The following is a 7,112-nucleotide window of genomic DNA, read 5'->3' as shown; positions in this document are numbered from 1 at the left end:
AGCGCCGAGGGCAAGCATTCCGTGGCAACCGCTATCGGCATCAAGGGACGTGCCAAGGCCAGTGCCGGGAGTGCCATCGTTCTCTGCTATCGCGACCAAGAAGCCGATGGCGAAGACTATGGCCAGATCCTGCATATTCGCGCGGCCATCGCCGGCCGGGATGGCGTCAAGCCGGATACCTGGTACTCGCTGGATGCTGGCGGCAACCTCATTGAAGCGGAGTGAACTATGACGCCCGCCGAAATCGTCAGCCGGATTTCCCCGGATGACCGCACCAAAGCCCTGATTGCGTTTGTGGCCATCGACCAGATGGACTTGCGGGGGGTGGAGGGTGAAGAGACGCGCCGGCTTCACCGTGAGGCGCATTACACCGATCTGCGAGATCAACTGGTGGCGAAGGCCAATGCCAGCCAGGAACGGGATCAGGCGGCGGCCGCGCCAGCGGTTGTATCGAGCCGGCACCGCCCGTCGGGCCCTGGTGGCATGTACACCTTGCGCAGCAAGGATGAGCAGGCCCTTCGTCAGCGTGCGCAGGTCCTCAAGGCCTCCATCGACGCCTACCGTAGCCCCTCTATCAGCACGCCTCGCAAGGATGCAGCCACGGGCGATCTGGTGGTCGAGGTTCGTTACTACGGTCTGGGCTGAGGGACGCGCCATGACGAAACCTATCAACGATGGCGGCCAAGCATTTCCGTTGCCAGTGACGTTTGATCGCAATGGACATGCATGTGAGGCATATCCGGGCATGACCCTGCGCGACTACTTCGCAGCGAAGGCCATGGGTGGAATGCTCGCCGATCCGAACGTGAAACTCGACGGCAATCTGCCAACCCAGCTCGCAGAACTTGCGTACACGGTGGCCGATGCAATGCTCGCCGCCCGGGAGATGGGCCATGGCTAGGACCCAAGTCCACCTTTCACTCGACGTGAAGGGCTTTCTCAAGAACGCGCCAAAGCACCGTTATCGCGGCATGTTTCGTCACGATGACGGCCGCTTGATGACGCCTGACGAGGCGAAGAGTCGCCTGCTCGATGAGTTGGCCAAGGGCAATGAATTCCTGCCCTTTGGCAAGTGCGACAACTTCGACCCGAGGTCGGGCTGCCTGGGTCACCCCATCGAGGAGTCAGCATGATCACCCTAACCATCGAACTCGACGGCGTGAGCCTGCAGGTGACTGGCAACTACCTGCGCGGCTACGAAACCTCCCACGAAGAACCCGGCCAGGGTGATTGCTTCGAGGTGGCCACCGTCACCGATTCCGGCGTGGATGTGACCGACTTCCATGATCTCGATGAAGTCGCCGACCTCGCGCTGGATGCGTATCTCGAAGACCGGGCGCGCGAGGCCTCCGATGCTGCGGATCGTCGTCGCGACGAGGGGCGTTTCTTGGGAGCCGCAGCATGAGCACGCAACGGTGGGAGGTGTGCAGCAACCTCGTGCGCACTGTTCGTGAGGCGGATGGAAGCGGCGGATGGTTGATCGCGGAGATTCCCCCGAACATGCCAGATACGCATGATCACGCCCGTCTGATCGCCGCTGCGCCGGAGTTATTTGACGCCCTACACGCCGCTCGTCAGTGGCTGAACGGGGACAAGTGGCGCTATGACGAGGATCCTATTCGCCGCCAATGCTGGCAGGACCATGTGGACGCAATGGACGCCGCCCTCGCCAAAGTTACCGGAGCCGCAGCATGACCGCCACTCAAGCAGCCGCCCGCCAGGCCGATCACGACAACCTCATCGGTGAACTCGTGGCCATCGTCGAGCGCTACGTCATGGTCGATGAGATGGCCAGCGAGAGCGCTCCCACTACCTCCCTGTATCGCGATGCGAAGGCGGTCCTGGCCAAAGCAAAGGAGCAGCGCTCGTGAACCGCCGCGACGACTTCCTCTGCCGCTTCGAGCGCCGTCATCCGTGGATCTTCGGCACTCTCCTGGCCCTCGCCATCGTGCTGCTGTACGCCTGCGTGGCGGACAACGAAACGATCTCGATTCTTCCTGGGTGGTCGACATGAAGGACGACACCCCGATGGTCGCATGGGTGCGCTTCCTGCGCGCCGCTGGCCTCAAACACTCTGGTCGCTGCCGCGCAGACGGCAGCCTTGAACTGATCCCGATCCGCTGAGGACAATCATGGAATCACCTGAAATGGAAGTGCTGGACGCAGCTCCGGCAGAGTCGGCGACCGCCCTCGCCTTGTATGACCCCATCGAGGCCGGCCTCGCCAAGCTGCGCGAAGAAGGCGCCGAAGCCTTCGACGTAAAGACGACCGAGGGCAACAAGGCGGCGCGCGAGTTCGTGCAGCGTTGCGTCGGCACGCGCACCGCAACCGAGGAAGCGTACACGAACTGGAATCGCCCGCTGATGGCGCTCCAGAAGCGGGCCCGCGAGAAACGCGACGAGATCGTGGCGTCGGTGAAGGCCATCGAGCAACCCGTCAAGGATCTGGTCGATGCCGAGCAGAAGCGCAAGGACGAGGAACGTATCGAGAAGGCACGCATCGAGAGCGCGCGCATCTCGGCCCACCAAGCGTTCCTGAGCGCGATCATCAACCTGCCGAAGGGCTATCTCAGCGCGAGCGTGGCTGATGTCACCGCCGCGATCTGCGACCTGGAATCGCCGAAGTATCTCGTTCGGCGCGACTGGCAAGAATATGCCGACCAGGCCAAGGAAGCGGCCGAAAGCGCCCTGACCACGCTCCGCGCCCATCTGGAAAACGCCAAGGCACGCGAAGAACTGGCGGCGATGCGTACCCAACAACAGGCGGAGGCTGCCGCGCAGCAAGCCCAAGCGGAGGCGGCCGAAGCCGAGCGGCAGCGTATTGCCGGCATCAAGGACCGCATCCACGCCATCGAGACGGCGGTATCGACGTGCATCGGGCTGGGCGTGAAGCAAATCCAGCAACGCATCGATTCGCTGGCCCGCGAGGCGGCAGACGATTTCGGCGAGTTTCAGGCCGATGCCGGTGCCGCCATCGAGGCAGCGCTGGGCAACCTGAATGCGATGCTCGATACCGCGCGCGATGCGGAAGAACTGCAACAACTGCGTGCGGACCGGGAGAAGCGGGAACGCGAGGCCAAGGAAGCCGCCGAGGCTGCTGCCCGGGCCGCCGAGCAGGCCGAAGCGAAGCGCATTGCCGACGAGAAGGCGGCCGAAGCGCGCCGACAAGCGGAAGCCCGCGCCGCCGAGGAACAGCGCCAGCGCGAGGAAGCCGCTGCTCGCCGCCGCGAGCAAGAAGCCGCAGAGAAAGCCGCCCGGCGCGTGCGGGAGCAGGCCGGCACGTTGCTGGCCCTGCTGGTCGAAGCCCGCCCTCACATCCCGGCCGGCGATCTGGCTGACCGCATCGACGCCACGATCAATGCAGCCACCGGGAGCACAGCATGAGCAACCACGAGCAATTCTCCGCGCAGGCCGTGCAGCAAATGGATGTGAACCTCATCCCCGGGCCGGCGCCGGAAAGCCTCGGGCAACTGTTCGAGGCGCTGGCCACCGCACAGGGAGAATTTCCTCCCATCGCGAAGAACCGCACTGGACACGTCCGTCCGAAAGACCCGGGCAAGGCTCCGTATAGCTTCGACTACTCCGATATGCAGGAGATTCGGGACAAGACGACCCCCGCCCTTTCGAAGCATGCGCTGGCGCTCATACAGATCGTCACCGATAGGCCGACAGGCGGAACGCACATCCGCACGATCATTGCCCACAAGTCTGCGGCGCGCGTGGAGTCCTCCCTGAGCATTGCGCGCGGCGATGCGGACATCAAAACCTTCGGCGCATCGATCACGATCCTGCGGCGTTACATCGTGACGGCGTTGCTGAATGTGGCGGGAGACGCGGATCTGGATGAAAGCAGCGACCCGGATGTCGGCGCCGGTCTTTCACCCGTGGCCGCCGATGTGCACCCCGACATGCGCGATGCCAAGACCATCGGTGAACTCAGCAAGATCATGAGCGCCTTGAGCAAGGAGGAAAAGGCCAAGTACGCCGACTACTTCAATCAGCGCATGCAGGAACTGCGCGCGGCTTCGCAGGAGGCAGCATGACGAGAAGCGAGATTTGCACCTGCGCACTGAACTGCCCTCACACCATTACGCAAGAGGCGGTGCCGGACGGATTGATTGAACGCCTAAAGGGACACAGCGAAGACAAGCGGAACACCGCGTTTGCGCGTTCTTCCATGCGAGAGGTAATCGAATATCTCGCCACCATTGCGCCGAGCGCGCAACAGGCGGCGCCGGCTGTGCCGGATAGATGGCTGAGCATCGAGACGGCCCCGAAGGATGGACGCACGCTACTGCTCGGCTACCTCAACTCGCATGGTAAATGGCGCACGGTGCGCGGGCAGTGGATGAGCGAGGACTACATCGCGGAATACTGGGAAGAACCGGACGATGTGGAGCCGGGTTGGTTCGAGACCGCGGTGGAAGCCGAGGAAGTCTCCAACTGCTGGCGAATCGAACCTACTCACTGGATGCCGCTCCCCGCCGCCCCTGCCGCGCCGGAATCGCCTGCCGCCCCGCAACCGAGCGCCAAGGCGCTGACGTTCGCGGCCGGCATCGAGGCTGCTGCGAAGTGGGTGGACAAGCGCCGAGAGGACCACGATTCGGAGTTTGGCGCAGCTGATCCAGATACGGGCGCGTTCGAGTTTCGCTCCGTGCCCCATGAGGAATACAGCGCGGAACTTTACGAGGTCGCAGAGGGGATTCGCGCCATCCCGGCCGCAGAGCAGCCCAGCGAGGACAAGCGCGAGGTGCAATCGTGATTGTCGTTACCTGTCAGCAAGGCAGCGAGCAATGGCTGCAAGCCCGCGCGGGAGTGAACACCGCCAGCAACTTTCGCATCGCTCGCACCCGTAAGCGTGGTGGTGATGGATGGTCAGATACCGCCCTCAAACTCGCCTTCGGAACCGCTATCGAACGCATCAGCGGTGCCCCGCTCAACGAGGGCCACGAGACATGGCAGATGCGTCGCGGCCACGAACTCGAACCGGATGCGCGCATCGCCCACCAAGCCGACATCGGCGTCTACGTGCAGCCGGTCGGCATGGTCCTGTCCGATGACCGAGCCTTCGGGGCAAGCGCGGACGGCTGGATCGGTGAGGACGGCGGAGCCGAGTACAAGTGCCTCATCTCCCCTGACGAGCTGCGCACGACGCTGATCGATCACGACCTGGAGAAGTACACGGACCAGGTGCAAGGGAATCTCTGGCTCTCCGGCCGTAAGTGGTGGGACTTCTGCATCTACTGCCCAGCCCTCAAGTCCGTGAAGGAATTCTTCCGCTGGCGCATCGAGCGTGACGACGACTACATCGAGGCGATGGTTGCTGACCTGTGGGAGTTCGAAAAGCTGGTGCAGTCCAACGTTGCCACCCTGCGCAAGCTGGCGGCCTGAGCGGAGATCGATCATGAAAGGAACGCCGTTCGTCCCTTGGACACCCGATGAAGAGGCGCGGTTGCGCGAACTCTGGTCCAACGGCCAGCCCACCAAGGTCATTGCCGCCCACTTCCCCGAGCGCTCCGCGGCCGCGGTGCTCAAGCATGGTTACGACATGGGCCTTGGTCCGCGGCATTGCGCTCGACCCTTGTTCTCTCCGGTATGGGAGGGCATCAAGCGTGCGCTCGCCGGCGGCAAGAAGATGACGTCCAAGGAATTGGCCACGATCCTCGGCGTGACGCCGCATGCGGTGCAAAAGCACATGAAGATGCGTCACGGTACCGAGGTGCGGGTCGGCGGCTACCAGACCAGTGACCACGCCCCGGCCGTCAACCGCTGGATGCTCGGCGCCGGCCCGGACGCGCCTAAGCCGAAGCGCAAGAGCCGCAAGGAAGTCAACCGCGCCTACTCGCGGCGCAAGCAGAAAGACCCCGAGTATTGCGCGCGGCAGAACCAGCGCGCTCGCCTTCGCTATGCCGAGAAGCGCGGCCAGTTGATCCGCCGCGATCCTGCTGCAGCCTGGCTCTGACCCGCCCATCCGACTACACGATCTAGGACCACACCATGACCCCGATCCTGATTTACGATTCAGAGACAACTGGCATCCCCCAATGGGGCCTGCCCAGCGAAGACCCGAGCCAGCCGCGCATCACCCAACTCGCCGCCGAACTGCACGACGAGGACACCGGCACCACCCTCGCCTTCATGGACCTCATCATCAAGCCCGAGGGCTGGACGATCCCCGAGGAACTGGAAGCGCTGACCGGGATCACGAATGAGAAGGCCGAGCGCTTCGGCGTCCCCATCGGCCAAGCGCTGGGCCTGTTCCTCGAGATGTGGAAGAAAGCCACCCTCCGCGTCGCCCACAACGAGCCCTTCGACATGCGCATGATCCGCATCGAACTGATGCGCTCCGTCGAGCACGACGATGCGTTCGCCGACGAGTGGAAAGCTGGGCCGGCCTTCTGCACGCAGAAGAACAGCACGAAGATCGTCAACCTCCCGCCAACCGAGAAGATGGCTGCCGCAGGGCGCTATCACGCGAAGTCGCCGAATCTCGGTGAAGCCTACAAGCACTTCACCGGAACCGATCTGATCGGCGCCCACAACGCCGCCGTCGATCTGGCGGCTTGCCGGGAGGTGTACTACGGCATCAAGCGCTACCACGCAGCGGCATAGCGTTTAGCTCGCGGCAAGGACTATCTAGGATCACCAATGAAAACCAAATACGAGAAGCTTGACGCCCTGATCGTGGGCAATCTCAGCTGCCGGTCAATGATCTTCAACGATCTCTTCAGCGGAAGAGTGAGGGACGAGTGCAGGAGGATTGTCGACGAAGAAAACAAGAATTCTGGCCTCCCCGAGTGGAAGTACGTTTGGGCGGAGCGCATCCTCGAGCGTCGCCTCCAAGCCCTGCGCAAGGCTGGAAAGATCCACTTCCTCGGCAGTGGCAAGAACGCGGGCTGGGCGCTGGTCGACAAGCAGCGGGGAGCCTGAGATGAGCGAAGAACAGAAGCAAGCCGCCCACGCACTCTCGCCGGCGGAGACGAATGGCCCAGACGAGCGCACCGTCCTGCGCGATCTCGCACAAGCACTAGCATGGCAGTGCTTCGGGGAATGCCGCGGATATTCGGAGCGGCTGCTGTCGCCGGGAGGAGCTCTGGCGGCGGCGCGCGACGT

The 7,112-nt window shown here is 63.4% G+C and carries 15 protein-coding genes and 1 pseudogene; all 16 read left to right on the top strand.

Annotation, left to right across the window (positions count from 1 at the left end; translation table 11 throughout):
• Window positions 1-225 (top strand): annotated as a pseudogene (locus tag KF708C_RS36580) (DUF7666 domain-containing protein); the annotation flags it as partial.
• A gap of 3 nt (window positions 226-228) precedes the next feature.
• Window positions 229-645: a hypothetical protein gene (locus KF708C_RS33895; RefSeq protein ID WP_059416241.1), complete on the top strand. Its 417-nt coding sequence runs from the start codon at window positions 229-231 to the stop codon at window positions 643-645.
• Window positions 646-655: 10 nt separating this feature from the next.
• A complete protein-coding gene (locus tag KF708C_RS34225; protein ID WP_063923111.1) occupies window positions 656-901 on the top strand; it encodes a hypothetical protein in 246 nt (81 codons plus the stop codon).
• The gene (locus KF708C_RS33890; protein ID WP_082080246.1) at window positions 894-1,133 is read left to right on the top strand and encodes a hypothetical protein; all 240 of its coding nucleotides are present in this window, start codon (window positions 894-896) and stop codon (window positions 1,131-1,133) included. Before KF708C_RS34225 ends, KF708C_RS33890 begins: the two co-directional genes overlap by 8 nt.
• Window positions 1,130-1,405 carry a hypothetical protein gene (locus KF708C_RS33885; protein WP_059416235.1) on the top strand — a complete coding sequence of 92 codons (276 nt, stop codon included), beginning with the start codon at window positions 1,130-1,132 and terminating at the stop codon, window positions 1,403-1,405. The genes KF708C_RS33890 and KF708C_RS33885 overlap by 4 nt, the downstream gene beginning before the upstream one ends.
• Window positions 1,402-1,695 carry a hypothetical protein gene (locus tag KF708C_RS36295; protein WP_156174071.1) on the top strand — a complete coding sequence of 98 codons (294 nt, stop codon included), beginning with the start codon at window positions 1,402-1,404 and terminating at the stop codon, window positions 1,693-1,695. The genes KF708C_RS33885 and KF708C_RS36295 overlap by 4 nt, the downstream gene beginning before the upstream one ends.
• Window positions 1,692-1,871: a hypothetical protein gene (locus KF708C_RS33880; RefSeq protein WP_059416233.1), complete on the top strand. Its 180-nt coding sequence runs from the start codon at window positions 1,692-1,694 to the stop codon at window positions 1,869-1,871. Before KF708C_RS36295 ends, KF708C_RS33880 begins: the two co-directional genes overlap by 4 nt.
• The gene (locus KF708C_RS36290; protein ID WP_156174070.1) at window positions 1,868-2,014 is read left to right on the top strand and encodes a hypothetical protein; all 147 of its coding nucleotides are present in this window, start codon (window positions 1,868-1,870) and stop codon (window positions 2,012-2,014) included. Before KF708C_RS33880 ends, KF708C_RS36290 begins: the two co-directional genes overlap by 4 nt.
• 118 nt (window positions 2,015-2,132) lie before the next feature.
• Window positions 2,133-3,383 (top strand): hypothetical protein, encoded by a 1,251-nt coding sequence (locus KF708C_RS33875; protein WP_156174069.1) that lies wholly within the window; start codon window positions 2,133-2,135, stop codon window positions 3,381-3,383.
• Window positions 3,380-4,042, top strand: coding sequence for an ERF family protein (locus KF708C_RS33870; protein ID WP_059416230.1), 663 nt, complete (start codon window positions 3,380-3,382; stop codon window positions 4,040-4,042). Before KF708C_RS33875 ends, KF708C_RS33870 begins: the two co-directional genes overlap by 4 nt.
• Window positions 4,039-4,761, top strand: coding sequence for a DUF551 domain-containing protein (locus tag KF708C_RS36855; protein ID WP_231586667.1), 723 nt, complete (start codon window positions 4,039-4,041; stop codon window positions 4,759-4,761). Before KF708C_RS33870 ends, KF708C_RS36855 begins: the two co-directional genes overlap by 4 nt.
• Window positions 4,758-5,390 carry a lambda exonuclease family protein gene (locus KF708C_RS33860; RefSeq protein WP_063923110.1) on the top strand — a complete coding sequence of 211 codons (633 nt, stop codon included), beginning with the start codon at window positions 4,758-4,760 and terminating at the stop codon, window positions 5,388-5,390. Before KF708C_RS36855 ends, KF708C_RS33860 begins: the two co-directional genes overlap by 4 nt.
• Before the next feature lie 13 nt (window positions 5,391-5,403).
• Entirely contained in the window at window positions 5,404-5,961 is a 558-nt protein-coding gene (locus KF708C_RS33855; RefSeq protein WP_156174068.1) for a hypothetical protein, read from the top strand.
• Window positions 5,962-5,996: 35 nt separating this feature from the next.
• Window positions 5,997-6,611 (top strand): 3'-5' exonuclease, encoded by a 615-nt coding sequence (locus KF708C_RS33850; protein ID WP_059416220.1) that lies wholly within the window; start codon window positions 5,997-5,999, stop codon window positions 6,609-6,611.
• 36 nt (window positions 6,612-6,647) lie between these two features.
• Window positions 6,648-6,929 carry a hypothetical protein gene (locus KF708C_RS33845; protein ID WP_059416218.1) on the top strand — a complete coding sequence of 94 codons (282 nt, stop codon included), beginning with the start codon at window positions 6,648-6,650 and terminating at the stop codon, window positions 6,927-6,929.
• A 1-nt stretch (window position 6,930) separates the two neighbouring features.
• Window positions 6,931-7,112 (top strand): hypothetical protein (locus KF708C_RS36850; protein ID WP_231586666.1); only part of this gene is annotated, 182 nt, incomplete at its 3' end.

This window comes from Cupriavidus basilensis (assembly GCF_000876015.1).
Classification (GTDB): Bacteria; Pseudomonadota; Gammaproteobacteria; order Burkholderiales; family Burkholderiaceae; genus Cupriavidus; species Cupriavidus basilensis_B.
The sequence above is the reverse complement of the archived record's forward strand: the minus strand, read 5'-3'. Positions and strand labels throughout refer to the sequence as shown.